29 protein-coding genes are annotated in these 25,513 nt (G+C 52.4%); 7 read left to right on the top strand and 22 right to left on the bottom strand.

Annotated features, from left to right (window positions below; genetic code table 11):
- Positions 1–3: 3 nt before the first annotated feature.
- From ACVOLZ_RS05470 to ACVOLZ_RS05440, 7 genes are all read right to left on the bottom strand, one after another.
- Positions 4–174: a hypothetical protein gene (locus ACVOLZ_RS05470; protein WP_481515359.1), complete on the bottom strand. Its 171-nt coding sequence runs from the start codon at positions 172–174 to the stop codon at positions 4–6.
- A complete protein-coding gene (locus ACVOLZ_RS05465; RefSeq protein WP_481515358.1) occupies positions 164–646 on the bottom strand; it encodes a hypothetical protein in 483 nt (160 codons plus the stop codon). Before ACVOLZ_RS05465 ends, ACVOLZ_RS05470 begins: the two co-directional genes overlap by 11 nt.
- 333 nt (positions 647–979) lie before the next feature.
- On the bottom strand, positions 980–1,501 hold the full coding sequence (locus tag ACVOLZ_RS05460; protein ID WP_481515357.1) for an ankyrin repeat domain-containing protein: 522 nt from the start codon (positions 1,499–1,501) through the stop codon (positions 980–982).
- Positions 1,502–1,556: 55 nt separating this feature from the next.
- The gene (locus tag ACVOLZ_RS05455; protein WP_481515356.1) at positions 1,557–2,288 is read right to left on the bottom strand and encodes a DUF4942 domain-containing protein; all 732 of its coding nucleotides are present in this window, start codon (positions 2,286–2,288) and stop codon (positions 1,557–1,559) included.
- A gap of 111 nt (positions 2,289–2,399) precedes the next feature.
- The gene (locus tag ACVOLZ_RS05450) at positions 2,400–3,563 is read right to left on the bottom strand and encodes an ankyrin repeat domain-containing protein (RefSeq protein ID WP_481515355.1); all 1,164 of its coding nucleotides are present in this window, start codon (positions 3,561–3,563) and stop codon (positions 2,400–2,402) included.
- Between the two features lie 247 nt (positions 3,564–3,810).
- Entirely contained in the window at positions 3,811–4,146 is a 336-nt protein-coding gene (locus ACVOLZ_RS05445) for a hypothetical protein (protein ID WP_481515354.1), read from the bottom strand.
- A gap of 483 nt (positions 4,147–4,629) precedes the next feature.
- On the bottom strand, positions 4,630–7,434 hold the full coding sequence (locus ACVOLZ_RS05440) for a class I SAM-dependent DNA methyltransferase (RefSeq protein ID WP_481515353.1): 2,805 nt from the start codon (positions 7,432–7,434) through the stop codon (positions 4,630–4,632).
- 374 nt (positions 7,435–7,808) lie between these two features.
- Here ACVOLZ_RS05440 and ACVOLZ_RS05435 point away from each other — a divergent pair, with 374 nt between their 5' ends.
- Together ACVOLZ_RS05435 and ACVOLZ_RS05430 are read left to right on the top strand one after the other, a co-directional pair.
- Positions 7,809–8,195 (top strand): OB-fold protein, encoded by a 387-nt coding sequence (locus tag ACVOLZ_RS05435; protein ID WP_481515352.1) that lies wholly within the window; start codon positions 7,809–7,811, stop codon positions 8,193–8,195.
- A gap of 155 nt (positions 8,196–8,350) precedes the next feature.
- Positions 8,351–8,659 carry a hypothetical protein gene (locus tag ACVOLZ_RS05430; RefSeq protein ID WP_481515351.1) on the top strand — a complete coding sequence of 103 codons (309 nt, stop codon included), beginning with the start codon at positions 8,351–8,353 and terminating at the stop codon, positions 8,657–8,659.
- Between the two features lie 62 nt (positions 8,660–8,721).
- Here the strand turns inward: ACVOLZ_RS05430 and ACVOLZ_RS05425 are convergent, their stop codons facing one another.
- The 5 genes from ACVOLZ_RS05425 to ACVOLZ_RS05405 all read right to left on the bottom strand — a co-directional run bounded on the left by ACVOLZ_RS05425 (position 8,722) and on the right by ACVOLZ_RS05405 (position 13,640).
- Complete coding sequence (locus tag ACVOLZ_RS05425) at positions 8,722–9,228, bottom strand: hypothetical protein (RefSeq protein ID WP_481515350.1); 507 nt, start codon at positions 9,226–9,228, stop codon at positions 8,722–8,724.
- A gap of 50 nt (positions 9,229–9,278) precedes the next feature.
- A complete protein-coding gene (locus tag ACVOLZ_RS05420) occupies positions 9,279–10,364 on the bottom strand; it encodes a COG3904 family protein (RefSeq protein WP_481515349.1) in 1,086 nt (361 codons plus the stop codon).
- Positions 10,365–10,386: 22 nt separating this feature from the next.
- Positions 10,387–11,610 (bottom strand): Y-family DNA polymerase, encoded by a 1,224-nt coding sequence (locus ACVOLZ_RS05415; protein ID WP_481515348.1) that lies wholly within the window; start codon positions 11,608–11,610, stop codon positions 10,387–10,389.
- A gap of 16 nt (positions 11,611–11,626) precedes the next feature.
- Positions 11,627–13,186, bottom strand: a complete 1,560-nt coding sequence (locus tag ACVOLZ_RS05410) for an LA2681 family HEPN domain-containing protein (protein WP_481515347.1) — start codon at positions 13,184–13,186, stop codon at positions 11,627–11,629.
- Between the two features lie 82 nt (positions 13,187–13,268).
- Positions 13,269–13,640 (bottom strand): LexA family protein, encoded by a 372-nt coding sequence (locus ACVOLZ_RS05405; protein ID WP_481515346.1) that lies wholly within the window; start codon positions 13,638–13,640, stop codon positions 13,269–13,271.
- 256 nt (positions 13,641–13,896) lie between these two features.
- On the opposite strand from ACVOLZ_RS05405, the gene ACVOLZ_RS05400 reads away from it, so the two are divergent.
- Positions 13,897–15,186, top strand: coding sequence for a hypothetical protein (locus ACVOLZ_RS05400; RefSeq protein WP_481515345.1), 1,290 nt, complete (start codon positions 13,897–13,899; stop codon positions 15,184–15,186).
- 183 nt (positions 15,187–15,369) lie between these two features.
- Positions 15,370–16,008, top strand: coding sequence for a hypothetical protein (locus ACVOLZ_RS05395; RefSeq protein WP_481515344.1), 639 nt, complete (start codon positions 15,370–15,372; stop codon positions 16,006–16,008).
- 142 nt (positions 16,009–16,150) lie between these two features.
- Here the strand turns inward: ACVOLZ_RS05395 and ACVOLZ_RS05390 are convergent, their stop codons facing one another.
- The 6 genes from ACVOLZ_RS05390 to ACVOLZ_RS05365 all read right to left on the bottom strand — a co-directional run bounded on the left by ACVOLZ_RS05390 (position 16,151) and on the right by ACVOLZ_RS05365 (position 20,901).
- Positions 16,151–16,957, bottom strand: a complete 807-nt coding sequence (locus ACVOLZ_RS05390; RefSeq protein WP_481515343.1) for a hypothetical protein — start codon at positions 16,955–16,957, stop codon at positions 16,151–16,153.
- Positions 16,958–16,997: 40 nt separating this feature from the next.
- A complete protein-coding gene (locus ACVOLZ_RS05385) occupies positions 16,998–17,204 on the bottom strand; it encodes a hypothetical protein (protein ID WP_481515342.1) in 207 nt (68 codons plus the stop codon).
- Positions 17,205–17,250: 46 nt separating this feature from the next.
- Positions 17,251–17,763 (bottom strand): hypothetical protein, encoded by a 513-nt coding sequence (locus ACVOLZ_RS05380; protein WP_481515341.1) that lies wholly within the window; start codon positions 17,761–17,763, stop codon positions 17,251–17,253.
- 361 nt (positions 17,764–18,124) lie between these two features.
- Complete coding sequence (locus ACVOLZ_RS05375) at positions 18,125–18,907, bottom strand: hypothetical protein (RefSeq protein ID WP_481515340.1); 783 nt, start codon at positions 18,905–18,907, stop codon at positions 18,125–18,127.
- A 107-nt stretch (positions 18,908–19,014) separates the two neighbouring features.
- Positions 19,015–20,370 carry a hypothetical protein gene (locus ACVOLZ_RS05370; protein WP_481515339.1) on the bottom strand — a complete coding sequence of 452 codons (1,356 nt, stop codon included), beginning with the start codon at positions 20,368–20,370 and terminating at the stop codon, positions 19,015–19,017.
- 9 nt (positions 20,371–20,379) lie between these two features.
- Positions 20,380–20,901 (bottom strand): hypothetical protein, encoded by a 522-nt coding sequence (locus ACVOLZ_RS05365; protein ID WP_481515338.1) that lies wholly within the window; start codon positions 20,899–20,901, stop codon positions 20,380–20,382.
- 297 nt (positions 20,902–21,198) lie between these two features.
- Here ACVOLZ_RS05365 and ACVOLZ_RS05360 point away from each other — a divergent pair, with 297 nt between their 5' ends.
- The 3 genes from ACVOLZ_RS05360 to ACVOLZ_RS05350 all read left to right on the top strand — a co-directional run bounded on the left by ACVOLZ_RS05360 (position 21,199) and on the right by ACVOLZ_RS05350 (position 23,222).
- Positions 21,199–22,065, top strand: a complete 867-nt coding sequence (locus ACVOLZ_RS05360; protein ID WP_481515337.1) for a lysozyme inhibitor LprI family protein — start codon at positions 21,199–21,201, stop codon at positions 22,063–22,065.
- A gap of 129 nt (positions 22,066–22,194) precedes the next feature.
- Complete coding sequence (locus ACVOLZ_RS05355) at positions 22,195–22,626, top strand: hypothetical protein (RefSeq protein WP_481515336.1); 432 nt, start codon at positions 22,195–22,197, stop codon at positions 22,624–22,626.
- A complete protein-coding gene (locus ACVOLZ_RS05350) occupies positions 22,623–23,222 on the top strand; it encodes a hypothetical protein (RefSeq protein ID WP_481515335.1) in 600 nt (199 codons plus the stop codon). The genes ACVOLZ_RS05355 and ACVOLZ_RS05350 overlap by 4 nt, the downstream gene beginning before the upstream one ends.
- 85 nt (positions 23,223–23,307) lie before the next feature.
- On the opposite strand, the gene ACVOLZ_RS05345 is transcribed toward ACVOLZ_RS05350, so the two are convergent.
- The 4 genes from ACVOLZ_RS05345 to ACVOLZ_RS05330 form a co-directional block, all read right to left on the bottom strand.
- Positions 23,308–23,835 (bottom strand): hypothetical protein, encoded by a 528-nt coding sequence (locus ACVOLZ_RS05345; RefSeq protein WP_481515334.1) that lies wholly within the window; start codon positions 23,833–23,835, stop codon positions 23,308–23,310.
- A 71-nt stretch (positions 23,836–23,906) separates the two neighbouring features.
- Entirely contained in the window at positions 23,907–24,464 is a 558-nt protein-coding gene (locus ACVOLZ_RS05340) for a hypothetical protein (RefSeq protein ID WP_481515333.1), read from the bottom strand.
- A 166-nt stretch (positions 24,465–24,630) separates the two neighbouring features.
- A complete protein-coding gene (locus ACVOLZ_RS05335) occupies positions 24,631–24,861 on the bottom strand; it encodes a hypothetical protein (protein WP_481515332.1) in 231 nt (76 codons plus the stop codon).
- Between the two features lie 115 nt (positions 24,862–24,976).
- Positions 24,977–25,333 carry a hypothetical protein gene (locus ACVOLZ_RS05330; protein WP_481515331.1) on the bottom strand — a complete coding sequence of 119 codons (357 nt, stop codon included), beginning with the start codon at positions 25,331–25,333 and terminating at the stop codon, positions 24,977–24,979.
- Positions 25,334–25,513 lie beyond the last annotated feature (180 nt).

Below are 25,513 nucleotides of genomic sequence, written 5' to 3'. Positions count from 1 at the left end.
AGATCATTCTTGTGACTCCAGTATTTCTTTGAGTTGAACATACAGTTGTGACAGCGTTTGCACGTCATCCCAAGTGAGCGTGTCTAAGATATCACCTCTGAGCAGTTGCAGATCTTCGCTCAGTCCTTTCGTGCGTTCCATGACATCCTCAACGTTCGGCAATTCATTCTTCATAGGTGTCGTCTCCAATAGAATGAATCCTTTTCATTGAATAGAAGCGGTAACGCTCTTTCATCTCTTCTTCCATCTCAGCCATGCGCTGCTTAACAGCGGGCGGCAGGTTGTCTTTGTAACGCATCAAAAGGGTTTCACCCGTGCCTTGCAAAAACCCACGTGGCGTTTGTAAACCCATATCTGAGCTGAGCATTCGATTGAATTCAATTCCCAATCCAGCGCCTGCGTCAATCAAGCACTGGCAGATTTGATTGAACTGCTCTGCGTGTGCTGGATCCTTGACGTAACCCTCGCACGCAAGAGCTACAGGAATGACATCGCGTGATGGATGCCGCGAATTGCTCAAGCGGGTCTCCATCACAACGCTTATGTCCCTTGCATCGCTTATATAACGCTGGACTTTTTCAACATCAGCCCGCTCAATTGCTTTGTACAGGCTCTTAACCACGGAGTATTTATCAACCTTCCTCATACACATTTCCTCAATAAATTATTTTGTTGTAGGTGTAATCCACACCCATAACGTCGATCAAAACCAGCTTTGCAACTGGACCAGACATGCCCCGAGCACATCGCAATATCTGACTTTCCGCTATCACACAACTTGCCACAACGGACGCCGAGACAATAAAGCGAGACTGAGAGCTTTCGGCGTTAACTCCAAAACAAAACAACAGCGGCAACAGCAAAAGATATTTCATATATTCCCCTACATTTATATCTGATACCCAGTAAAACAAATGAATTGGATATGTCAAGCTTGTGCTGGTATAAAAAAAGCCCCAATTAGGGGCTTGTTTATTTTTTACATTTTCCGCCGTGTCCTTTGCCGCTCACCTTCAACCTCCCGAAGTTCTGAGACCAAAACAGCGTGTTGCTCGCGGTTTCGGTAACCTTGAAATATTTCGTGAGTATTGGCACCGCCCAAGTCCTCGGCTGTCATTCCTTGATTGTTCCTGTGATCCTGTGAGGCCCCAAGTTCAATCAACCGCAGCAGGACCTCATCCACGGGTCGCGTGGACGATGCACAGTGGTGGAGCGCGGTGTTTCCGTGCCAATCCGTTTTGTTGATGTCTGCACCCGCTGCATGCAACACATCAATCATGTCCGACTTTTGATCTCGTGCTGCGAACATCAACGGCGTGCGCATGTCCTGATCAGTTTGCTCCACATCTACGCCGTGACGGATAAGCTCAACGACAACGTCCATCCTCCCGGCCAAGACATTGTAGTGAAGTGTCCCCATCCCATTGAATGAATTTTTGTCATGGATATCAACGTTTCCCGTTTCAACCGCCCATATGACATCTTCCGCCGTGTTGATCATAAACACCTCCTAATTTAACGTATTCCCAGTTAAGCACGTTCGGCTTCACTGTCAATTAGCTCCTCAACTTCTTCTTCGGGGGAAGAGCGTCGGGATAGTGGGCAAGATAGATCGCGTTAAGTTGATCAACCAAATCTTTGCGCTTGAATACGATATGGCCGGTGTTCGCACCACCATAAAACGCAAACTCCATGTAGGGGCGAACAATGTCAACACTCAACTTATGGCGCCCTGGATACTCAACTCCATCCAGCACAAAGAACGAACGGACCAGATCAATTATGAAATCCTTTGTCAACACGTTTGAAGGTGAGGCGTAGTCAACAATCACTTTTTTACCCAACATATGATGTTGATTTGCCTTCCAATCCCGGCACAGAGAGTCAATAGAATCGGCCAACCCCCTTTCCAATTCCTTCTGGTTCAAGGCATGGATTTGATTAAAAACACCGAGGGCATTGTCGGGGGTGAACTCCATAAAATCGTTGTTCTGGATCTTGCAGTCCAGCGCACGCTCTTCCTTCACCCTCATGCAGTCGTACAACTTGAAGTGATTAAGATATTGAAACCACGCTGTCCTCGTTGCCGCAAGAGACAATTCTTCAGCTACATTTTTTTCGTTGTATCTAATTCGGCCCAAGGTCTCTGTAAGCAGAGAGGAGCATCCCGCCTCGCCCATGTCGGCTTTCAAACTATTCCATTCAGCGACAAAGGATTGAAACCGCGCCTGCATTTTTTTGTGTTTAATGACCGTCTTTTGTGCGTATGCTACTGGCAGTTCGTTCATAATATCTCTATTGTTTGTGTGGAGATGGATTAAAGCAGCTTAATTGTATTTGTCAATACCAAAACGAAAAGCCCGTAAAGGCTTTAAGTTTGTACGCTCACCCGCTTTTTCTTACATTTTGCGGGGTCGCGGTTTTGAGATCTGCGCATTGGAATTCAATTGACCGGCCGACGTGTTTTGAACTGTGTTTGGATCATGGATAACCACGCCCTTTGTTCGAGCGTATTCAATGGCCGATTGACCGCCGTTGTCTTTATGCAGGGGATTAGCACCTGCATCCACCAGCATTTTGAGTCGGGCTTTTACAGACCAGTTGTTGTTTTCGGCCGCGTACATCAACGGTGTTTCGCCGTTGTTGTCCCGACAGTTGGGATCAGCCCCAGCCTCCAAGAGAACCTTCAGTGTTTCAACGCTTCCGTCGCGTGCGATAAAGTGGATGGGCTGGCATCGATTGTGGTTCTCAGCATCAATTACGGCACCTGCGGCAATCAACGTAGTCGCAACCGATGGGTTTTGCAGACTGAAGTGCAGCGCGGTGTTGCCTGTTGAGGATTGCGCATCAACGTCCGCCCCAAGTGCTATGAGCCTGGCCACACCGTTGCTGTCATCGTGACCAGCGCGCAGTTGCAGAAGCGTTTGGCCGTTCTTGTCGCGCACATCGATGTCGGCACCTGCCTCCACCAGCCGCTCAGCTAATGACCAACGTGGATGCTGTTCAAAACCCACGCGCTGCAAAGGTGTCTTTCCCTCTCGGTCGGTTGCGTTTACGTCTGCACCGTGGGCTAAACAAACCTCAACTGCGTTCGCGCCCTTTAAATCACACGCCACATGCAACAACGTGTCGCCATACTGCGTTTTTGCGTGCATGATTTTGTCCCGGCCAAACTCTTGGATCATCGCTTCGATGCGTCCTGGACCATCGCCTACACACAGACCAACCGCAAAATCATGGTTCATATGCGTGCCTTTTTTAAGTGTGGGCACCGGCTCAGCAGACTGCTTTTCCTTGTCAACGGCTTCTTTGTTCAACAAACTAAAATGTATCTCTACTTTTTCAGGATTGTGCTCAACGTCAATCAACTGATCGAGCGAGTGAACTGCGGCAACTTGCTTACCTTTGACGATATACAAATGCGACTGCGCATGGGGCTTAAGTCCTCGCTCGTCCATATTGGCGTGAGTCATTAAGGAGTAGCCGTTGATTTCCACCACACCTTGCTGTGCTGTTTCACGCTCGCGCTGCCGCGCCAATTGCTCTTGATCTGCTCGGTTCATGTGTCATCCTTATTTGTGGCTGCATGTACCCCACAAATATCAAAGGAATTGCCACTGTCAACCTTATTGTTCGCGCATTAAAATGCCCACGAACCAAAGATCACTCAGTTCAAATCAAAATACTTTCCCATAAATATCCCTTGCTGCAAGTAATCCCCAGCAAAACAGATAATGGCGCGCAGTCACGTTACGGTCAGACATAGAAAGGCCCGCAATTGCAGGCCTTCTTGTACGAGTCCAATAGCGATCACTGCGCAATTACGTTGTCGCAGCTTCGTTGGCCTGCTGCCTGAATGTAATGAAAAGCGGATTGATCATTGATCAACGCAGTGTATTCCAGTGCTTTCGCAAACACGTTAGCGGTCTCTGCAATCGACGCCATGTCTACGTCGCCCTTAAATTGAAGGAACGCATGAACTTGCGCGATCTTGTGCGCGGTGTTGCGGGACGGCGCATCGTCCAATTGCTGATAGGTCAACGACCCCAAACACTGACCAGCGTCAATTTGTTCCCCAGCAAGAACGCCACCTGAAACGGCCATCAATAAGGTGGCAAGTAAAGCTGCAATTTTGGTTGAAATCATGAAATTCCCCTGACTGTGAGTATCGCCTTAGCTAATCAGGTTATTTAATGATGTCAAGCTCGGCATAGAGAAGCACGCGTGGTGGCTGGCCCTCGCACCCATCGCGCTCACACTGGAAAATAACCCTTGTGCGATATGGAAAGAGAACTCCGCTGTGTATCGGCCTTTACTTTGTACAGCCAAGAAAATGCTCAAACACTTGATAATTATAACTTCGCTGTCAAAATAGACCTGCAATCCCACCCGTAACCAGGAAAGAATGCACCATAAATCTATTTAAGGAACAATTATGGACACTAATACAGCAATAATTTTAGGCATCGCGCTAATCATGAACACACCGTACGCCAAGCTGAGGCTCATGTTGAAGCTTGCGAGGGAAGTCATCCACAGGTTTAAATGAAAAAACCGGCGAAAGCCGGTTTTTTGTGGTTAGTCGTGTGGAACTATATGCAGGATTGTCCCACACACGTCTACCCCATTTCAGCTACTTGCCAGAGAATTGAGGGCAAAGAGCTTTGCCAAAACGTCCTCTTTCTTTAGGGGCCAGGACCAGCCGTAGGCGTCAGCCACAGCCCTATCCAACTCTTTGGTCAGAATGACCAGCCAATGCTCCTGGCTGTTATACAAGTTGTTGAGTGTGAGCTTTTTGACCTGCTTCTCTGAGCCGGTGTTTGCCACCATTCGGTCTGGAAGACCCGGAATGACCTCCTTGACACGGCTGACAAGATTAGGCGGATTAAGCCAATTTTCCCGTCCCAACATCAAAGCCTCTGAGGCTTTAGCAATCGCTTTTACCTTGGGGTCATCGGCTTCTTCCAATACTCCATCAGGGAAGGGGAAGGTTTGAAAGCATGTCTGTGGGTTGTATGAGGGGTCGTTGCCCACCCCATGGCGGGTTGACATTTTCTCTGCCCAAATGGCATGAATGGAAGAGGACAACACGCCTAGCGTGGCGTAGTCATCCTTGGCCACTGCAACTATCTTATTGGACGGAAGGATTTCAATAGGCAGAAACGTAAAGATGCGATGGTTTGAGACAATAGAAGTTGCGATGTAGCGCGTCTTTCCCGCTAAAGCATTGCGCATTTCAGGGCGCGGGCACCAAAGCCGCCACCAAATCTTCTTTTGCTCATCGCCGTCGTCTTTTTTATCGCGCAAGGGTTTGACGTTGTTGACGACGTGAGAGAAAGGCTCAACATACATGGATGCGTCTTTCTCAGTGGGCTTCACACCGAAGTCAATAATCCACTTGTCGAACGAACGCTTGGTGATGTCTTGCCCGTTGTACCACGGCTTCACGACATCTGAATTGGGTTTCCCGTTCGGATTGCCAGACGCCAAAAGCCAGCCTCTGGCTGTCGCTCCATCCACATCAAACGGTCCCGATTTAATAATACCTTGGAAGGCCAAATCCTTATTGGCTGCCAAAGGCATGGCGTCTGAAACAGTTGAGTTGCCGCCTCCTGTCAAATCTTCCGTGATGGACGTGACAACAACACCATCTAATGTGGTTTGACCGCCTTGGTTGTCACCAAAACAAACAACCGATACGCGAACATCTGCCTCACCACCCCATTCAACGTTCTTCATCGCCGAAAAGATTGGCGTCGTCTTCAGAACATTCTTGAGGACCACCTTGTTTCTTATTCCTGTAATGCCTTGTGTACAAACAAGACCCACACGCTCTGTGTCACCGTCCTCGATGGCCTTTCGAGACTTTTCGAACCAATAGCACACAAGGTCCATGCCTGGCGCGACCCTGCCTTTATAGCAGTCGCGCAGGTCTTTAGTGTAGCCTTTACCCAGCCCACGAATAAGCTTGCGGTCACCTAAGAAAGGAGGATTGCCAACAATTGCGTTGGCTTTTGGCCAGTGGATTTCAGACCCATCATCTTCAATGAGAGCATCACCGGTTCGAATCTGATTCAAAGGTTGCAATATTGGCCTGGTACGGATGCCGTGGCCGTTGTTTACCATCCATTGGATTTCACCAATCCACACAGTGATACGCGCCAATTCTGCCGCGTATTCGTTCTTTTCAATTCCCAGGACGTTCTCCGGCCCGACAACAAGCGCTTGGCGCTCAAGACCCAACGTTTCTGCCTCAATCATTGCCCTGTGTTCAAAGCCTTTGAGTTCTCGCAAAGAAACATAAAGGAAGTTGCCGGACCCACAGGCTGGATCAAGAACACGGAACTCACGCAACTCTTCCTGGAAGGTGTTAAAAAGCGTCCGGGCCTTCTTAGCAATTGTTTTCTTAGCGGTAGATTTTTCGAGCGCCTGTGCGATTTCTTTCTTAATTTTCGACCATTTTCTTTCCCAAGGCTCAATGACCACAGGAAAGACGATGGACGTGATCGTGAGAGGATCAGTGTAGTGCGCTCCAAGCGTGCTTCTTTTATCAGGGTCAAGTGCTTGCTCAAAGAGCGTTCCGAAGATAGAAGGCTCAATGTCAGACCAGTTGAGAATGCAGGCCTCTTCCAAAACAGCGAGCTCACTCTCATTTAGCTCAAGGCTTTCTTCATCATCGAATAGCCCACCGTTGAACCATTCGATGTTCTGCAACGAAAAATCGCCACCTGTCTGCATCGCCTTAAAAAGCCCACTGGCACGTGACTGAAAAAGGTCCGGCTTTGACTTGCTGTTTATGACCAGCTGGGTAAAAATATTGTTGGGTAAAATGCGGATGTCTTCTGCAAACATACAAAAGAGCAAGCGGTTCAAGAAATGGGCGACGCCTTCTGGTGTATTGCCCGCCTTCTTCCCCAAAGTTTCAGCAAGATGCGCGAACTTGCTTGCGGCATCTTTCGTAACATCTGCTCGGGTTATGCCGGGCTTAAGTTGGCTTGGATCTGTGAAAGCATGAAGAAGGAGTTGGCGCACATCATGGGAGGCCAAATCGTCAACGGTGAACTCGTAGACCTTCTTGACTGTTGCCGTGAAGTTTGTATGTATCTCAAACTTCTTCATGTCGCAGACGATGAGAAGAGGTGGGTTCTCTAAAGCATCTGCGTACATCTTTAACTGTGCATAGGCCTTGCCCAAATCCTTGCCTGTCCCCTTAGCTTCAAATCCAAAGCAGCCCTTCTTCCATACGTCAGCCCAGCCGTTGCCCCCAGTAGTTTTGTTGGCTCCGTACTCGTAAGTGAAGAACTTATGCGAAGGGTCTGCTTCTTTAGGCGTTTTTTGCCCGAGCATCCTGCACAAGTCATCAAAAAATGACTGGAAGTCGCGCTTCTCGTCGCCACCGCCCTTCCACTTAGCGATGAAATCCCCTGGCGTCATCTACTCTTCCTCACATTCATGGCGGATTTCCTTGTCCCGGCCGTCATTCTGACCAGAACGCCTGCCAACGAGTATAGGGCCGATTGCATCTGCGTCGAGCCCTCGATCTGTCGGGCTGTTGACCAACTCCGGGCTTGTTCAAGACGACCTTGAGGTCCGGCGAGCAGCTATTTGAGCGGCGAGTAGCATTCATCGATTGAGTACAACTCACTTCCACTAAAAGATCGCGCAGGATTGCGGTCTATGACCTATTCCACGGTGGTGGGGGCCCGCAGGTTGGAACTTTACTTCACCTCGCAGACTATCAGCGCGCTCAATTCGGTCTCCGAACGCATGCGTGTAACATTGGGTCTCGTCCTACATTACACACCGACATGCCTTTAATTTCGACCGTTTTGCTTCTAGTGGCTGTTGGAACCCCTCCAGTCCCTGTCGCAGTAGAGTCTTCTGCGCTGGTGGCGGCATACGCGCGCGACACTGCTGCCGCCGACAAGCGCTTCAAGGACGTTAGGCTGCGCGTGACGGGTATCGTAGCGAAAGAGCCTGAGCTCTACCGACGCTCGCCCATCCTGGTGCTTGAAGGCACAGACATCACCAACCGGCCCGTGGCGGTGCTGGACCCTGACCGCAAGGACGAGCTTTCCGATTTGCGCACTGGACAGGCCGTCACCCTCGATTGCCTAGGCAACGGCCACGTATCTGGGGGAGCGATGCTGAAAAATTGCACAATTGTTCAGCCAGTGCCGGACCACAACAGATAGGGTTAGCTTCAGTACGCCATACGAAAACTTAGTGGTTGGCCCGCCGAGCGCCGTCTCAAGCGGCACGGTAGTTGCTTCGGCCAGCGCGGCCAGTGGCTTGTCATCGCCTCGCATTCCGCTTATATCTTGTTTCGCACTCTGAGCAGGAAAATACGATGGCGAAGAAAGTTCACGATGTTGATAGGAGAGCGATGCTTTCAATTTCCCGCATCGTTGAAGAGATGGATAACGGTGCAAGCGGGGAGTTGATTTCGGTAAACTGCGGAAATGGAAAACTTAACGGAGATTTTTTCCGCAGTTTGTGCCTTTTCCATGCAGCCAATCAGGCCAAACCGGCTTTCACGAAAAAATCGCAAAAGAATGTTCGTCGCGCCACTGACGAAGTTGCCAAGGAAGTCGAAGCTGGACTTCCGGCACACAGTGAAAAGGAGGATGGAAAATTTGAAGTGAAATTTGAAGTTTAATCGCCCTATAACTTAAAAGACGCCCGCTTTTTGCGGGCTTTTTTTTGCCCGACGCGGCCGCACTATCTGGCGCGCATTTTTGCATAGGCGATCATTGTTGTTTCAGTGTCCCGCAAACGGTCGCGGTACTTGTTGCGCACCTGGGCAATTTCCTGCGGTGTTATATGCGCGGTGGCCTGCTCAATTCTTACGTTGAGCCTTGCCATTTCCTTTTCAAACACATCCGCGTCAATCCGTCCGTTGATGACATCAAGATAGACCTTCGACCGGTCGTCAAAAAACGCGCGCACCCCATCTGCACGGGTTGCCAAGCCCGACAGCATGACGTTGGACGTACCTGCGACCTTCAAGACCCATTGCATGTCGTCCTTGCTTTTAACAGCAGGGATGAGCTTCGTATCGACATGCGTTGACATGCCCAACCCCAACGACACCAGCACAATCTGCTGTTCAAGGGTCGGCAGTTCCTTCACCCAAGCGGAAGTCACGGCCCAATTCTCTGAGTTCTCTGGGTCGTTAGACGCCTTGGCTGTGTGCACGAGCGCCAGCAACATAAAGACAAGGACCATACAATTGCGTTGAACAGCGTACACGGCAAATCCTTTTTTTTAGAACGTAATCAGTTGGGCTTCGAACACCCACGCTGTACCCAGGTGATGATTCGCGCGTTGCACAATTCATCCTCCTGCCCTTCAACCATCGTCATGCCATCTGGTGGTGAACTCCACATGCGCTCAAGGACATACTTTGGGTCAACACCCATCTCAGTCGTGTACTCAAAGATAGCGCGATATATTGGGTGCTCCAGCGGCACAGAATTTCTTTTCTCGTCCGCCACTTGATGAAAGCCTAAGTCCCCATAAGGAGACCAGTTGACGCGATTAACGCCGCCCATGAAGACCAATGGGCATGCGGAATAGCAGTTGTTCCACAGCGATGTCTCTAACCTCTTGTTGCGAATGTATCGGCCAGCCGCGATTGCTTCGACCACGTAGCCGCCGCCACTTCCCAATGCAACCTGCTCGACTTTAGGATTAGCTTCAACTGCGTCAATAACTTTTTGCGCAAAACCCTTCTCTATGTCCCCTAGAACTTGCAGAACCCTGCCTTCGCCTTTGATCACGTAGAACGACGACTGCCCTGTTTGTTTGATTGATGCATCGCGCGAAATACCAAATCGGCCGACGCAGTCTAAATTCCATTCGATGACGCGCTCGTCGTGAGCTTGACCGATGATGCCGGTCGCCACACTTTCAAAGTTACCCAACGAAACGGCCATAACGCGCAGATCCTGGGCGTTATCGGTAGTGGCGGTGACATAGTCGGGGTCGTACGTCATCACGGTGCCAGCAATATATTGGTCTTGCTTGAGCAGCCGCCCAAGCACGTAACATGAGTGTTCGGGTATGTGGTACTCGTTGTAGTACGTACCGACATGGTTGTAGTCGTTGATTGCCTCTGCGGCCGCCCACAACTTGTCGTACAGCACCTTCTTGTCTTTCATCTGCCGGTGCAGATCCTCGACCACGTCAGACACATCCAGCGAGGCTGACTCGTCGGGCGCTGGCTCTTCCGCTGGCTCTTCTTCGGACGCAGGCGCAGGTTCAACCACGGCCGGTTGTGCAACGGGAGGCGGTGGCGGTGGGGCCGACTGATCGCAGGCTCCCAAAATGGAAATGATGGCAAGCGCGAAAATCCGTTTCATCTTATGCCCTTTGGTCCAGTGATCAACCCACCTTCAGGATCTCATTCCATCGAGTGGTGTAGGCGGGCGACAAGTGTTCTTGACGCATGGCCCATGCTGCCTTATCGGCCTGCGGTTGAATAGCTGAAGAAGCCATTCGCATGCTTCCACGGCCGAACTTGCGGTTCGCCTGGTCCAGAACGGCCATCAGAGCCTTAGCCTTGGGATTGGGCGTTGAGAAGAGGTCCCCCTGCCCCATCGACCCAGGAGCCAGATCAACCAACCCAACACCCGCCTTCTTCCAACGGTAGCCATCTCGGTACAGGCCGTCAGCCATGGCGTGGACGGCGCGCAGGATCTCGCGGGTGTCGCTTGTGGGTGCCGGCAGACGCATGGTGTGGGATGGGTGGTACTGCGGCACGTCCTTAAAAGCGTTTGTATGGAAAAACAACCATACGCCTCCGGCCTGCAGCTCCCGCACCCGGAGTTTTTCGCACGCCCGTTGCGCGAAGGTGGACGCGGCCTGTTGTAGGTCGGCCAATGTGTCCACCTCACGGCCAAACGAGCGGCTGACGATGATCTGCTGACGCTGTGGCTCACTCACTTCGAGTTCGGCGCATGAGACACCGCGCAGTTCGGTCTGCGTGCGGGCTAGGACCACGCCAAACCGCTGTTGGATGTCATGAGAGCGAACCAAATCCAACGCCGTATGCACCCCCTGCCCTTGCAGCCGTTCGGACCATCTCCGCCCAACACCCCACACATCACCAATCGGGAAATTGCCCAGATCCGAACGCCGCGCACGCCACACACCGTCACCGGTCTTGGCAATCTTGTTGGCCATTTTTGTCAACGTCTTGGTGGGAGCAATCCCCACGCAACAGGGCACACCGGTCCACTGCAAAATCCGTTCGCGCGCCAGTCGGGCCAGTGGGACATAGTCGCGTTCAGCAATGCCATCGAACGACACAAAGCTTTCGTCAATCGAGTAGATCTCAATGGACGGAAACAGGTCCGCAAGGATTGAGGCAATGCGGCTGCTCAGGTCGCCGTACAGCGCGAAATTCGCGGATCGTATTTTGAGTTGCTGGCGCACGTTGCGCGGCACCTCATGGATGGGTTGACCCATCCCCACCCCCAGGGCCTTAGCCTCATTGGAGCGGGCAATCACGGCCCCATCGTTGTTGCTGAGGATCACGACCGGCTGCGAACGAAGCGACGGGTCAAACGCACGCTCGCACGACGCGTAAAAATTGTTGCCGTCCACAAGCCCAAACATCAGCTTAGCCCTTCAGATCGTCGGAAAGGACATCAACAGCGAAGTGGATGCTCGGTCCGTCCTGGGCCCGCCGTTGTTCCGCCCGATGCATCGCCAGACACAGATAGATTAGTGCTGAACGCGCCATCTGAAGAAGACGTTCCGCCTTCGCAGAAAGATCGTCCAATGTGATCTCGTAGGCCAGGTTGTCGTGGTGCATTCCTGCTCCTGGGTTGGACAACCCTACGCACCAAACCACCTTGACGAATTTGTGCTCAAGATGGTTGCGCAACTCTTTGAGAGCTTGCGCATCAGGTGACGCTACCTGACTGGTCGTTTCATCATAGATGTCCTTCGACAACTGATGCAGCGCGTGCAGCCAGATGTTCTCTGACTGCTCAAAAACAGCGCGGACTTGACCAACGTTTGGCCTCTTGTTTTCGGTCCAAATCGAGGAAAAATCAACCTGCTTCTCTGGCAAGCCAACAGGCATGTAGTCGTTGATGAAGTACGCGACTTTATCGAGCAACGAATACGACGCGCGAAACGCAGTTTTGACTTGCTCAATTTGGACGCTGTAGCGAGACTGATCCGCGTTGGATGCAAGCGCGGTTTCCCGATCCGCCACGTGCAGCTGACCCGAGAATGTGCCTTCAAAGAGGCTCCAGCGGGCGTACACGAACTCTTGTTTGAGTTGATTGAAAAACGCTAGATACGTGATGCCCGCAACGTCACCCCTGTGCGTGGGCAATGACAGAGAGTCATGAGACGCAACAGGTTGTTCGTACGCGTCGTTCATCGGGTTCAAGAACAGACGGCGGTGCAAGCACCACTCACGGTATCGCTGTTCGCCTTCATCCTCGCCCATGGAATACTCTTTCATCCACTCCAATGACGGCGGCTCATGAATTCCGTTGTGTGCAAACATCTTCTCGCACTCTCCGAGGTTCATCGCAAACCGATTTGCCGCACTTGCATGGGTTGCTCCATGCTCGCCAATGGAGACTGCGTGGCGCAAGTATTCCCACCCTTTGAGCGCCAACCACATTTGATGTTGATGCTCATAGACACTGCGCGCGTAGAAGAAAAAAGCGTCGCCCATATTGCCCGAAGCCATCGCGAGGCGAGGATCAAGATCGAGGGCAACACGCCAATGTTCGAACCCATCGAGCACCCGGCCAACCTTTTTGTAAGCGTTCGCCAAATTGCAGTGCATCTGTGCTCGGTCCGACCACGTAAGCTCTGCGTAATTTGGATGCAAGATTGCGGAGCGGTAGTGGAAGATCTGCTTTACCAGCTCAGGCTGTTTCCACGACAACGTGTTGTCGTCTGGATGCCGAAGCAGGTACAGCGAACCCCAGGCGTTACCGTGGCAGTAGTGCAGCCAACTGCCATGCTCCTCGCCACAGTGGTCGCGGAGCAACTCGGTGGCTGCTATGCATTGCTCAAGCAGCGCCTCGTCTTTCATATCTCCGGCCGCGTCAATCAGTTGCCCCAATATTTCAACGTGCAGGAAGTCTGCCTCGCCAGCGTTGGCAGCCGACTTCAAACTCTCAATTGCCGCCCCTACTGATTGACGTCGCACCACACCCCTCCTTTGGCCTTCTGTCCACGATTTTTACATTTTGGGCGGCTGTAGGTACTGACGGTCACTCATACATCCGCAGTCATCGATGGCGGTGAAACGACCACGTCACGACGCCCCACACGTCCAGTTCTTCGGCGACGACAATGGGTGGTGTAACACCATCGCTGGAATGGAGCTCGTAGGCCTCACCACGCGTCTTGAGCTCTTTGACCACGAAGCCACCCTCATGCAGGGCAACCACCACATCACCGTGGCGGGCGGTGAGCGATCGATCAACAACCAGTGTGTCCCCCGGCTGGATCCCATGGCCCACCATCGAGGAACCCGATGCCTCGGCAAAAAAGGTCGCCAATGGGTGGACAACACAGCGTTGGTTCAAGTCCAGCGTGTCTTGGGCCCCGTAGTGGTCTTCAGCGGGCGACGGGAAGCCAGCCGCAGGGCGTGTGGACATCAGCGGTAGAAGCGCCACAACGGGGTCTACAGGAGCGCTTGGAAGTGCGGGTGTCATGGTGCACGCAGGAAGATCAGGGGTGCCGTAGTCTACGCCGCCGTTAGCAGGATTACTAACACCAGCAACTGAACGTCTTCCCGTCCTCCGCGACATGCGGTGACGCTGGCCTTGGTACTCACGCATTTCTCGGATCCTCGCAGCCCTCGGTCAGATATGATGAAACCAGACCTAAGCGCATACGTTGGAGAACCACCCAATGAACACAGACGACCTGACGGACAAACAATTGCTGGAACTCGACAGCATGGTCAAAGAAACGCTGCGACGAAGAGGCGTGAAGCCGTCGTCAATCAACGTAACGGATGAGTGCACAGAAATGCCTAATAAAATAATACGCAACTTGTTTGAAGCGTTCTCACTGGAAATATCCATCCTCAAGTATCCGCCCAACAAATCGTTGTTGTCGAATGGGCATCAAGCCAATTCGGCGGATGATGGCAAAGTGCCTTACTCAATCACCACTCAGTTTATTGGCGAGGGGCCATGTATCGCCTTCTTAAGATACATCGCACAGCTTGATTTTTATCAGCATTCAATGATGGAGCACGACCTTCAAGATTTTCGATTCAAAGAGATTTACCAGGAGTTCACTGAAACAGGAATAATGAGTGAAACGGACACACATTATTGCAAACAAAGAATAGACGCAGCCTTACACGAGCACCATGGACAATTCCGACAATGGATTGAGAAAAGTGGCAACCCCTTGCTCTTAATTGATGAGGAACCTACCGAGGACTGCTTGATTGGCGGGCGCGCGCGTACCGTAAATCTGGACGCATGGGGAGTAAGCAACTCAGTCTTGCACGCGTACTGCCTAACAAGTCAGACAACCTTTGGAAACAAAGCAGCGCAAGCAGTTATGCTCGGCGAAGGAATTCTCAATAGCATCAAGGCAGGCAAACTGAAAGGAATTTCAGATTTCCACATCACAACAGCATGCTCTACCATTTTTTACAAGGATCGCGACAACACCCACCCTCTCAATGAAGAACTTAAAAACTTATTGGGGGAAGGGAATATAACACTCCTTGACTATAACGCGATGAAATATGTCCAAGTGGACAAAGAAATTTTGCACATCATCGTGAACACGCCTGAGCCTTTGTACAACCAACTCAAAGGGCGACTCACTTTTGGCTTCCACTCTGATAAATCAGTCAGCGTGCTGCTAAAGGACTTTGAAACACAAACTATTATGTCTACAGAGCGACTGAGAAAGGCAACATCACTAATTGCCTCGCTAATCATCAACTTAGAAACATCGAACGGAAAAGAAAAGATGATTGGTCAATGGTTGAATGCGATGGATCAATCATTCGGGCTCGCGCATAGTGCCGCGATCTTGCATTTCCCAGGTAACGAAGATCTTCAGGACTTGCTTGATAATGTCGAAGCTAACCTATCAAACGCGCGAGATACCCTGGTGCGCGCCAACAGCCCCTACGCCGATAATATTTCGCTGGCGACATCCAGGCACGCTTAGCTATACGATCCACACTCATAAAAAGGGGGTACTGTGTATCTGTCAGAGGATTTATCGAAATGGCGCGCGCGTAACATCCAACTGGACTGTCTGTGCCGATTTATTTTTCACAGCCGGTACTCCGATGACCGACCGTACTTTGATGTACGTGAAGCGCACGAACTGCGCTTAAACGGTAAACCAATGGAGCTGGACAACCACCGAACAGACATCTTGTCCAGCGCTTCCAATCATTACGAAAGCTCGTACACTCTGGCTTTGGGTGGGCTCTTCAATTCGATATCGGACCTATCGAACCCTGCAACGGACGCGGCCAATGAAGTTGCAGCCCTAGTGCTTTTGAGGCTTATTGCCCGCTTCAACTACGCCCTGGCCGTTGTTGGCTCGCGCGATGTTCAAAATATGGCCTTCTACGCCAACAGCAGAGATCCAAACTTCATGCTGCTACGCGTGGACAGTCATGTGGTGAATTTGTACAACATGCTTGAAGATGGATCCGGGAAAAAGGTAATCCCTTTTCTGGCCTTCTCGATGAACCCTATATCAATTTTTGAAAGCCATGTCATGACCGGCAAACTCTCCACGGACGACATTGCGTTTGTGATGTCGGAGGCCGGTGTTGATGCAACGCTTGCGCGGCTCCAAGAAGTGGTGCGCACCATCACGAGCACAGTCAACGACGCGCACCGGAAGGTGTGGGATGAGTTCTTCGCCTTGTATGACGAAAAATATGGAAAATCGTTGGTGTTTGAAAGTATGAGCGAGCAAATAGGTGGGAGAACCTCGCTTCTTGAAGTGTGCTACAACGGTTCGCGCGAATAAGAAAAAGCCCGCTTCGGCGGGTTTTTTTTGACGGGTGGCCGCAGTGCTTCAGGACAACAACTGGCTACAAGGCCGTTGAGCGCACCCAACAGACCAGCCGTTTGGCTTGCCGTCAAACAGGGAAACGCCATCAAGTCCCCAACTATTCAACAAACGCTCCCGCACCATAGGGCGTATGCGCGCACACAGCGGCAAATGCCCGAACCATCGTGTCGGCCAGAGAAGGCTGCGCGATAGCCCGTTCGTACGCTGCGTAGACAGCTTGGTCAAATCTCAACAGGATCCCGTCATCCCCTTCCGCTTCTGCAATACTTTTAGCGGCGCGGCTATAAGACACTTGATCGAACCACAAACCTTTCCCGTACCGCAGATGCGTTTCACGATTGCGCTTGGCCTGAGCCTCAAGTTGTGAGCTCAACCGCATATACTCGCATCCGGTTTCCGCGTCAAACTTGAGTTCCTGGGTCAAGATGGCAACAACCCTATCACGGCCCTGCTCAAAGTACTCGCTTGCGCTGAGCAGCAATGGCGGCGACTTGTTGCTCACCCCTTTATATTGAGTGGACCTGATCGTGTCATGGAACACAGCGGATTCGAACCACTTATCGATAGATGACTTAAAGTCCTCATCAACAGACAGCGATTTCAAGTGCTCATCGACAAGATCTTGATCCTCTGAAAGCTCTTCAAATGCGCACCGTTTGGCCTGCAACAAGCACCACAACTGCATGATTTCTTCCGCCTGACGCGGCCCCTCACGCAGCAAGCACGCCTTCCAACCCAATGCGCTTACACGATGACGTTGATTAGCCTCCAGATCCATCGTTTGGTTTAGCATTGAGCGTCGGTCAATATCAGCAGTTCGCGCGCGTGATCGCAGAACGAACAGCTTGACCTGCGTGGGCATGTCGGGCGTGTAGGGCACAGTGTTCTCCGTTTTACTGATCATTGCATTGTTGCAGCCCAAAACAGGCGAGCGTCGTACGCAATCACGACTTCCCGGACTTGGCCCGCTGGCGATCTTTTCCTTCTTGAATCATCTGCGCCACAGTGCTGTCTAGAGCCGCCTGTTGCTCCATAAGCTTCATTTGACGCGCGTGTTTTTCGGCCGCACCCTTGGGGTCAAACCGGCCATCAACAAAGTTCGCCGGATTTTCCTCGGGGAAATCCTCAAAATAGTCAGACCATTCGCCCATGTCGTGCACTCCCGATTGATTTGTTAGAGAGAACGCTTCAATTATTCTAGAACGGGTTGGATGTCTTCGGAACATAGTTGATGCTGAGACCATTTAAGGTCGTCCGGCGCTGGTTGTAGCTGCGCCCCAGACAACCGTCAATCACGTAACTTGAAATATTGGTCCGAACTTCACGGTTGTCCACGTCCTGGCTCCATGAGTATTCGTAGGTCCCGTTCTTCACCTCAACAACTCCACCCCCAGCCGACGGGCAGCGTTCGGTGGTCGTTCGATCCGCAATCTTCGCAGGGCCGTACTTCTCAGCCACTTGATTGGCAATGGGCTCAAGCGCTGGACCGTCGTCATGCCAACTGACGTACACGCCCTGCAGCTTCCCCAGACGGAAGGTCAGCACCGCCTTGAGTGGCGTACCGCTCCAGGGCGTATGAAGCAGAGTGTCAAATTTCTCCTCGCCCATCTTGATGATCGCAGGCGCGTTGCCGGGAGGCCGGTAGGTTGTCAGCGGGGCGGCGATGCGCACGCCACCCTCCGGAAGCACCTCAACCTCTTCTTTGCTCATGCCCAACTTCAAAGGGCCAATCCCCAAAGGCCCATCCGCGAAGCATGGCACGGACAACGCCAGCAGGGAGCACATCAAGACGGTACGGAGAGAGACAAGGTGCCGAGATCGTTTCAGTGCTGAAGATGGCATGTTCACAACGTCCTTATTCGATGGCCGCATCATAGCCCCAAGACCAGCGGTTTCACATCGCGGCGATTACTGCATCTGGTGTCAGGAACCTTATGGCGCACGCACGTTGCATGCCCAATCCAGCTGCAAGGGGCCTCCGCGTTTCGCTGGCCAGCCGCGACGACGGTAACAGAGCCCATGCTCAACTTCCTGCGTTGCTTTGGCTCCATCCAGCCAATCATGCTCTCAACTATTCAACAAACACTTGCGCGCCATAGGGCGTCTGCGCGCACAGTGCGGCAAAGGACTTAACCATGATGTCGCCCAGTGACGCCTGTGACACCGTCTGATCGTATGCGGCATGGACACCCTGGTCGAACTTCAAAAGCAGATCCGAATCCCCTGCTGCGATACTCTTGATGGCGCGACTGTAAACAGAGTGATCGAACCACAAACCCTTTGCGTAGGCCAAGAGCGTTTCACGGTTGCGCTTGGCTTGGGCTTCCAGTTCGTAGTTAAGATCCATATAGTCGTACGTGCTTGTCCCGTCAAACGTCAAATCGTTTCTCAAGATAGTGGCAACCCGCACCTTGCCCTGCTTCAGCTGATCAGTCTCATGCAGCAGCAGAGGCGGATACCGCTCGCTGACCGTGTGGAACTGCGCAGAGCGCAATGTGTCGTGGAACGCGGCGGAGGTGACCCACTTATCAATATCGACGTTCAACTGTTCGTCCGAGCGCATGGATTGCACCGTCTGCATGACGACATCCTCGTCGTCTGAAAGAGCCTCAAATACAGTCCGCTTGGCCTGCAACACGCACCACAACTGCATGACTTCCTCGGCTTGGCGCGGACCCTCACGCAACAAGCAGCGCTCCCAACCCTCAGCAGAAATTCGGTGGCGAGTGAGCTCCTCGATATCCGACGACTGGTTCATCAGTGAACGACGCTGGATGTCGGCGGTTCGCGCGCGCGACCGCAACAAAAACATCGACACCTGCGTATCCATATTCGGTGTGTGCGGCACGTCCATCTCCTGTTGAATTATCCAAAGCGGGAGCCAATGAATTCATTGTGCGCGCACGCCATAGTCATACTGTATCGCTCTGGCCAACCGACTGCATGAACGTGCACTGCAACTCATGAGGCCGGTGCCGCCGTCATTGATTGGAACGCTCGTGGTTCATCGGCACCGTCGTAGGAGCCGAAACGTTCCAGTGAAATGCGAAGGGCTATCCCGCACAACTGCTGAGCAACTTGGCGAAGTTCCGCAAAGGATTTGAGCCTGTCCACGTGGTTTCCGTGAAGAATTTGAGATCGACCGTACTCGTATATCTCTTCTACCAACTTTTCCAAAGTTTTTGGCACCGGCCACGTTGTTACAACCGCAGTGCAATCCATGCCCAAAAGACAGCATATAGTTTTCAGTATTCCAGCTCTTCTACCGCCGCCGGATAGGACGTCCAGGGATGCCCCAATTTTCGCGACTGCAACCGCATCATCAGGCTCGCGGCAACCTTCCGCAAACCAGTGAAGCGCCATAGACCAACGCGCGCACAACTGGGGTTGCGCAACATCAGGATCAGTCAAAACCGCCCTGACCACTTTGGAGATGGAACCTCCCAGGTCGCTAATGCGCTCCAAAACGGCCACCGACCTTGCACCAACAAGCCTAGGCCTAAGTTTCCTATTTCCGGCGATATCTAAAAATCCATCAATCTCGCTTAGCGTACGCGTCTCAAGTGGCTGCACTCGGTCTTCAAGAAGCCCTTGGGTGACGAACGTATCCGGTGTTTCATGAAGCAGCGAGAGGATGTCAAGGCAATTCTTGGCCGCGATGTGGGCGAGCTTTCTTGAGAACTCCCGCTCAAAGCCTTCAATCGTCACTGCAACAACAGCGTTACATGTCCCCAGGGACTCCTCGACCGCGTCAACTAAAAGGGATGTCCGCGCATCATCGGGTTTCGGGACAAGCCCCTGTACGGCTTGCTTCCATGAAGCGTCTATGCAGTCATCCTCGGGGCTGGAATAGATCTCGACAGTCTCCAGCCAATCAGACACAGCCAACACCCTCACCGGCCCAAGATGCACCGGCGATTTTCGCTCTAATCCCGTGGTCCAAGCTGGGAACACGTGGGTGATGGGTTCGGCGGTCTCTTTAATTTTCAACTGTAGTCGCTCAAGCAACACGCGTTTGCCAGCGCGTATCGAAGCTATGTCCCCACGAACCAACAACCCGTCTGCGTACGCAAAGGCCACTACCGTTCGAAGCATTTTAATTAGTTCAACTGCCTCGATACGTGTGTCCGACGCGCACCTGTTACTGTGGATCAATCGCCCAAGCTTGGCCATGCTCAGTTGAGCCTGTGGGGAAAAATGACATTGACCACCCGGCACAGCCACGAAATTCGGGAACTTGCCCTCGGCACTCCAATCGAATGCTTCGGAATTTACCCGTTGTAGCTCCGCGATCAGCTTATCAAATTCGTCATCCATTCGGCACCCTCACTCAGGCAAACAAGCTTTGTATGGGGCGAGCTTGACGAAACCGTCTTGCTCCATGCCAACGATTTTAGACGTTAGCGCGTACTGGTTCACATGTATTTTGACGGGCCTATCGTTCTCAATTTTTGCCCATTGACGCGCAAAGCCATGGGCAACCGCATCTTTTTCGCCGTCCGAGCGGAACTCCAGGCGGTCGTGCCGGTAGTGCAGCCCAACGACCTCAGCATCATCGCTGCCGCCGAATGCCACAATCAATTCGCACTCGGAGCCCGAAGAAAGGGCCTTCAGGTCGTCCAACGCGATTGACGGCAATTCGTCAAACCACTTCACCCGTCGTTGGTCGCGGGTCAGAAGAACACGGTCTGCAATTGCATCCGTGAGCTGACGCAAAGCTGCGATATCCCTGCCCTGCTGACTAGCTCTTTCCCGAAGTTCCAAAATAAGGCGTTCGCGAGCTGCAACAACCTGGAACAGCACAAGTACAACAAGCACCAGAATTACTACGCCGATGAGCTCCATCATTGCGCCGCTCCCTCCGTTTTGGTGAGTCTAGCGCAGGCGCGGTGTAAGTCCACACCCGTATTTTGATACGAAGTCGCAGCCCGCAAATGGGTGGGCAACCCCCTAATCAAAGAGCAGGGCTGCGTGTCGTCCTCTTAAGCGACTGCAACGCTGATTCGTCCCTGCGTGGGAGCGGAAGGAGTTACGCGCGGATCCTCAAGTTCGAGACCACGCGGCCGATAGTGTTTCCGTTAAAGGGAAGCATCGCGCTGCCCTGAACTCATTGCCAGCGTGACTGGCCCAATCAGGTGATCCAGGATGGAATCGACCCCCGTGTTGCGCTTCAAGCGCAAGATAGCCCAATACACCATTGCAGTCTTTGCAACGGTGACCATGGGCACAACTGCCAACGCGGCAAGTTTTGACTGCGCGAAAGCATCGACGCCTGTCGAAGAAATGGTGTGCGGCAGCGAGGTCCTTTCGCAACTCGATTCAGCGTTGGCCGATGCTTACGCAATGGCACGCGGACGCGTCATGGACGATGGATCGTTGCTCAGAGCAGAACAACGTCAATGGATCGCCAGCCGCCGGAACAGTTGCGACTCAGAAGGTTGTCTTGAGGCTGTGTATCGGGAACGGGTCATCGAGCTGCGTCTTGTAGGCGGCTACGAGGATGAAGCGCAGATCGCCGCAGCGCTTCCAGGTGCAATCCAGATTGCCGCTGAGCCGGTGGAACCAGTGGCTCAACCAGAACCTTCGTACGTTGCTGAGACCTCAGATGATCTGAACACGTCAGGCGAAGGCGTCAGTGAAGATGACCTGATATCAGATCCCGTTGCAGCGGATGAAAGTACTGCGACGACGATGGACCACAACAGGCAACCCCAAAATAAAAGCACGCACTGGAGCACCTACGCAATCGGCGCGTTCCTTGCCTTGGGCGTAGGTTTTCGCGCGGTGGGCTTCTATCGCCGAGACATCAAAAAGCAGTGTCCAAAGTGCAAGGAAGCGGGCGCGCTGGAAAAACTTGGCTCGCGTATCGTGAACAGAAGGCGCAAGTCACGCTCAACCTCAACGGGCGACCGACTGACCACAACAACGGAATACTGGCGCGCAAAATATAAGTGCCAAGCCTGCGCTCATCACTTTGAGCACGCTTACACAGAGTCGTATAGAAACAACTAACATAGCGGCACGGAGCCTGAGGCTTCGCGGGTTAGCGCCCTCGAAGGACAACTGCTGAGGAATGCGTGCGTGCCTATCAACACAGACGAACTCACCGACAGGTAGCTGCTGGAACTCCACTGCTCAGTGATGGAAGCACTGCGCCAAAGGGGCGTGGTGCGCGCCTCCAACAATCCGGTGGCGGACTACACCGAGACCTTGGTAGCCCGTGCACTCAACGCCACCTTGTCCGTCGGCTCTCAGGCGGGCTACGACGCAGTGGGCCAGGACGGGACCCGCTACCAAGTCAAGGGCCGTCGATTGACGGCCGCAAACAAGAGCACCCAGTTGAGTGCGATCCGCAACCTTGGCGGCGACCCTTTTGACCAGCTGGCGGCTGTGGTCTACGACAGCAACCTCGTCGTGCAGTACGCCGCACTTGTCCCCTTAGACGTGGTCAAGCAGTTGGGACGTTTCACTGCGCACACCAACTCGCACACGCTGCTTTTTCGGCGTTCCGTGTTGGACCAACCCGGCGTTGTGGACATCACCAACCGAGTGGTGGAGGCAATGGACGCATGAAAACGCAGCTGGATTTCAGCGACTACCCCGACATCGTTAAAGGCGATATATTTTGGCGTCCGCCGCCCGATGAATTGAAGAGCGTCCCCCATCTTTACGAACGCGCCACATCAAGCCTGTACATGCTGTTCTTGGCCGGTGGAGAGGACATTAGGCTTCGGGACGGCGTTCCACCTGGTCTGCACGTTGCAATGCACATCCGTGCCTCATTGTCAGAATTTGCCGGGATCGAAGAAGTACTGAAGAATGCGGGGTGTGCGTACCGCATCCAACACAGTTCCAGTCCGCTCTTGCATTTCATGCGCTTGCTACGCAACTATCAGATACATGTTGGCACCCAGCCCAATTCGCGGCGAAGTGTGGAGATCATATTCGGCGGTGTAGCATCTTCGATGGAGGTTGCGGTTATCGACAATCTACGCTGCGACGACTTCATGGAACTGGACGCCGTCAAAAAGTACAAGAGCTACACACGAGATGAAGTGGAACGCATGATTGAGTTGTTCCGTGAACAGCAAGACCGCCTTGGCGCGTATGAAATACTTAGACTTGGCACCAAGCGTCTGATTGACGAAGCCCTTGGAGCTATCCAGTGAATGCAACGATTCGACAACAGCCGATGTTGAGGGTTGCCCAGCACGCTACGCAAGGGAATACAACGAACTTTGCTGCCGACATCGCCTATCCACCCAACAGGAAAAAGCCAGCGCCGACGATGCACACACCAGCAATAACGTAGGGCCAAACGCTGACCTTTGATTTGCGCTGCTGCTCGGCAACCACTTGATTGAAGACCCAAATCCGATACGCATGAATTGCATGCGCGATCATGAGCATTGCCGTCAAATACGAATTTTCGCACGAAAAGCTAGATGGATATTTCAGATCCTTCAACAGCAGATTTACAACTCCGATGGAAGCAGCCTTGGATCGGGTGTCATTAACCTGCTGCATGGTGGTCATTTCAAAGGCTTGCGCAACGTCGCCAGCATCATGGAAGGAAAATTTGAACTCTCCCTTGTCGTATTGGAGAACTAAAGCAACTAGGCGACTGGCGAAGTAGTCCGCAAACTCTTTGTTGTGTGTTCGCACGACCACCTGAGCTGCCTCGAATGCTGAGCGTACCGTTTTGGCATCGGCCCCAGGATGATTGGCCTTGTCCATCAACGGCCTGATCCGCACGATGTCAAGCGCTAGTTCGGGGGTCATCTTCAATTCGTTCGTCCATGGGATACGTTCACTCCATAATAGCCCAAGGTGCGGAGCACGAACGCTCCCAATTACATTCGGCGACGCATTGGCCTGCCGCAACTGGCATTGATGGATTCCAGGATCTTTCGCTTCTGCAACTTGGAAGCGATGGCTTCCAGATGCTCACGCATTTCCTTGGACTGACAGGGCATTTCTGGACAGTCGGCGATAGGACGGCTGTCCAGATCAGCCCCTAGGGCGGCGAGCGCACTGACTCCAGGAAAGTCATCTCGCCATGCTGCCCTGTGAAGCAAATGGTTGAGATCCGGCTGCGAGAGTTTTGGCATCGTGCTGAGAACAGTCTGGAACAGCGGATCGGTGAATCCTACACCGGCGCGATACAGCCAGTCCCAACATTTTCGCGAGCCAATGGCACCTTGACGTAGAAGAACATGGGCGTAATCCCAAGCCTCCCATTTGCACGCCACTTCAAGTTCGTAGGCAATCATTGACGGGTTGTCGGCATCAAACCAGAAGTTGATGTACTCCACAATGAACCGCTCTTGGCGGAGCTCAAGAAAAGTCGCCTTATTTCGCAATTGAGGTGAAAACCATTGCACTTCAAGCTCGCGCTCATAGACTTTCATCTCCATAACTTCAGCGCACTCATTACCACGCTCTTCCGTGGTGTGGTACTCAAGAATATCTCGTTGAAATGATCCAGAGACTATGCGCACAACGTCACCTCACATTCGGCGAGGCTGGGGCGCAGGGACAACATTACAGTCACTGTTTTTTGCTGACAGACTTCCTCTAGTAGCTCGAACGCCACCGCTGTTCCTTTTGATACTTGTCGATGCTGCGGATCATGCTGCGCATACCGAAGAAGAACGGGATTCCGCCGCAGATCACAAAGCCGAGCAGCCCAGCCAGCGGGCCCAACTCCATGCTTCCCCAGAGTACACCGCCGCCCAGGAAGCCCAGAATGCCTGAATAAAAGCAGATCCAACCGGTCCCAATCAATGCGTTAATGAACACCTTCATTGCTTTACCTCCATTTATTAGATGATTTCAAAAAACAGTATTTTTAACACTGTCAACCCCTGACAGCGATCTAGCTCTCAATTGGACCAAGAGTCAAGCTCTTTGACTGGACGTATTACATACGGCGCTTTGCGCGCTGAACTCCGTCGTGTGTTTTATCGAGCTCCGCGCAAAGAGCCTGCTTAGAACGCATGGCGGCGCGTATTGCGGCATAGCCTTCCAATTCAGCGACAGTTACACTAAATACATTAAATGTTTTGGCTACGGCTGCTACGTCGTACAGGTTGATCTTCAAACCATTGTTGAGCTCGGCAACAAATGGCGCGCAATCACTTCGCCAAAACGGCATAAAAGAGAGGTCGGGAGCGTATTGGTCCAGCGCCTCCAGAATAGCCACGGCCATGCTCCCTTCCAGCAGTGGGTCAGTGGCAGGGTCATAGGCGTGCAGTTCTGGATGATGTGATCGGTTCATATGGTCTCCTTATATTCAACGAAATGACAATGAATTGAGCTAAACAAACATTTCTCACTTGTCAAGCTTTCCTTGCACTTTAAAGTGCAAGGGTGCCCAGTCTGTCGAGCTGACGGACCTCTAAGTGAATATCCAAAGGCGACGAACTCCCTGTTTCAACGGCACGTTATGGGCAAAGGA

It is taken from the genome of Stenotrophomonas sp. STEN020, assembly GCF_056760195.1.
The sequence above is the reverse complement of the archived record's forward strand: the minus strand, read 5'-3'. Positions and strand labels throughout refer to the sequence as shown.

What these genes read in the sequence shown, in the direction of transcription:
- ACVOLZ_RS05470 (WP_481515359.1), bottom strand. Translation starts at nt 174, where the DNA reads ATGAAGAATGAATTGCCGAACGTTGAGGATGTCATGGAACGCACGAAA.
- ACVOLZ_RS05465 (WP_481515358.1), bottom strand. Translation starts at nt 646, where the DNA reads ATGAGGAAGGTTGATAAATACTCCGTGGTTAAGAGCCTGTACAAAGCA.
- ACVOLZ_RS05460 (WP_481515357.1), bottom strand. Translation starts at nt 1,501, where the DNA reads ATGATCAACACGGCGGAAGATGTCATATGGGCGGTTGAAACGGGAAAC.
- ACVOLZ_RS05455 (WP_481515356.1), bottom strand. Translation starts at nt 2,288, where the DNA reads ATGAACGAACTGCCAGTAGCATACGCACAAAAGACGGTCATTAAACAC.
- ACVOLZ_RS05450 (WP_481515355.1), bottom strand. Translation starts at nt 3,563, where the DNA reads ATGAACCGAGCAGATCAAGAGCAATTGGCGCGGCAGCGCGAGCGTGAA.
- ACVOLZ_RS05445 (WP_481515354.1), bottom strand. Translation starts at nt 4,146, where the DNA reads ATGATTTCAACCAAAATTGCAGCTTTACTTGCCACCTTATTGATGGCC.
- ACVOLZ_RS05440 (WP_481515353.1), bottom strand. Translation starts at nt 7,434, where the DNA reads ATGACGCCAGGGGATTTCATCGCTAAGTGGAAGGGCGGTGGCGACGAG.
- ACVOLZ_RS05435 (WP_481515352.1), top strand. Translation starts at nt 7,809, where the DNA reads ATGCCTTTAATTTCGACCGTTTTGCTTCTAGTGGCTGTTGGAACCCCT.
- ACVOLZ_RS05430 (WP_481515351.1), top strand. Translation starts at nt 8,351, where the DNA reads ATGGCGAAGAAAGTTCACGATGTTGATAGGAGAGCGATGCTTTCAATT.
- ACVOLZ_RS05425 (WP_481515350.1), bottom strand. Translation starts at nt 9,228, where the DNA reads ATGGTCCTTGTCTTTATGTTGCTGGCGCTCGTGCACACAGCCAAGGCG.
- ACVOLZ_RS05420 (WP_481515349.1), bottom strand. Translation starts at nt 10,364, where the DNA reads ATGAAACGGATTTTCGCGCTTGCCATCATTTCCATTTTGGGAGCCTGC.
- ACVOLZ_RS05405 (WP_481515346.1), bottom strand. Translation starts at nt 13,640, where the DNA reads ATGTCCACACGCCCTGCGGCTGGCTTCCCGTCGCCCGCTGAAGACCAC.
- ACVOLZ_RS05400 (WP_481515345.1), top strand. Translation starts at nt 13,897, where the DNA reads ATGAACACAGACGACCTGACGGACAAACAATTGCTGGAACTCGACAGC.
- ACVOLZ_RS05395 (WP_481515344.1), top strand. Translation starts at nt 15,370, where the DNA reads ATGGAGCTGGACAACCACCGAACAGACATCTTGTCCAGCGCTTCCAAT.
- ACVOLZ_RS05390 (WP_481515343.1), bottom strand. Translation starts at nt 16,957, where the DNA reads ATGATCAGTAAAACGGAGAACACTGTGCCCTACACGCCCGACATGCCC.
- ACVOLZ_RS05385 (WP_481515342.1), bottom strand. Translation starts at nt 17,204, where the DNA reads ATGGGCGAATGGTCTGACTATTTTGAGGATTTCCCCGAGGAAAATCCG.
- ACVOLZ_RS05380 (WP_481515341.1), bottom strand. Translation starts at nt 17,763, where the DNA reads ATGAGCAAAGAAGAGGTTGAGGTGCTTCCGGAGGGTGGCGTGCGCATC.
- ACVOLZ_RS05375 (WP_481515340.1), bottom strand. Translation starts at nt 18,907, where the DNA reads ATGGACGTGCCGCACACACCGAATATGGATACGCAGGTGTCGATGTTT.
- ACVOLZ_RS05370 (WP_481515339.1), bottom strand. Translation starts at nt 20,370, where the DNA reads ATGGATGACGAATTTGATAAGCTGATCGCGGAGCTACAACGGGTAAAT.
- ACVOLZ_RS05365 (WP_481515338.1), bottom strand. Translation starts at nt 20,901, where the DNA reads ATGATGGAGCTCATCGGCGTAGTAATTCTGGTGCTTGTTGTACTTGTG.
- ACVOLZ_RS05360 (WP_481515337.1), top strand. Translation starts at nt 21,199, where the DNA reads ATGGAATCGACCCCCGTGTTGCGCTTCAAGCGCAAGATAGCCCAATAC.
- ACVOLZ_RS05355 (WP_481515336.1), top strand. Translation starts at nt 22,195, where the DNA reads ATGGAAGCACTGCGCCAAAGGGGCGTGGTGCGCGCCTCCAACAATCCG.
- ACVOLZ_RS05350 (WP_481515335.1), top strand. Translation starts at nt 22,623, where the DNA reads ATGAAAACGCAGCTGGATTTCAGCGACTACCCCGACATCGTTAAAGGC.
- ACVOLZ_RS05345 (WP_481515334.1), bottom strand. Translation starts at nt 23,835, where the DNA reads ATGACCCCCGAACTAGCGCTTGACATCGTGCGGATCAGGCCGTTGATG.
- ACVOLZ_RS05340 (WP_481515333.1), bottom strand. Translation starts at nt 24,464, where the DNA reads ATGAAAGTCTATGAGCGCGAGCTTGAAGTGCAATGGTTTTCACCTCAA.
- ACVOLZ_RS05335 (WP_481515332.1), bottom strand. Translation starts at nt 24,861, where the DNA reads ATGAAGGTGTTCATTAACGCATTGATTGGGACCGGTTGGATCTGCTTT.
- ACVOLZ_RS05330 (WP_481515331.1), bottom strand. Translation starts at nt 25,333, where the DNA reads ATGAACCGATCACATCATCCAGAACTGCACGCCTATGACCCTGCCACT.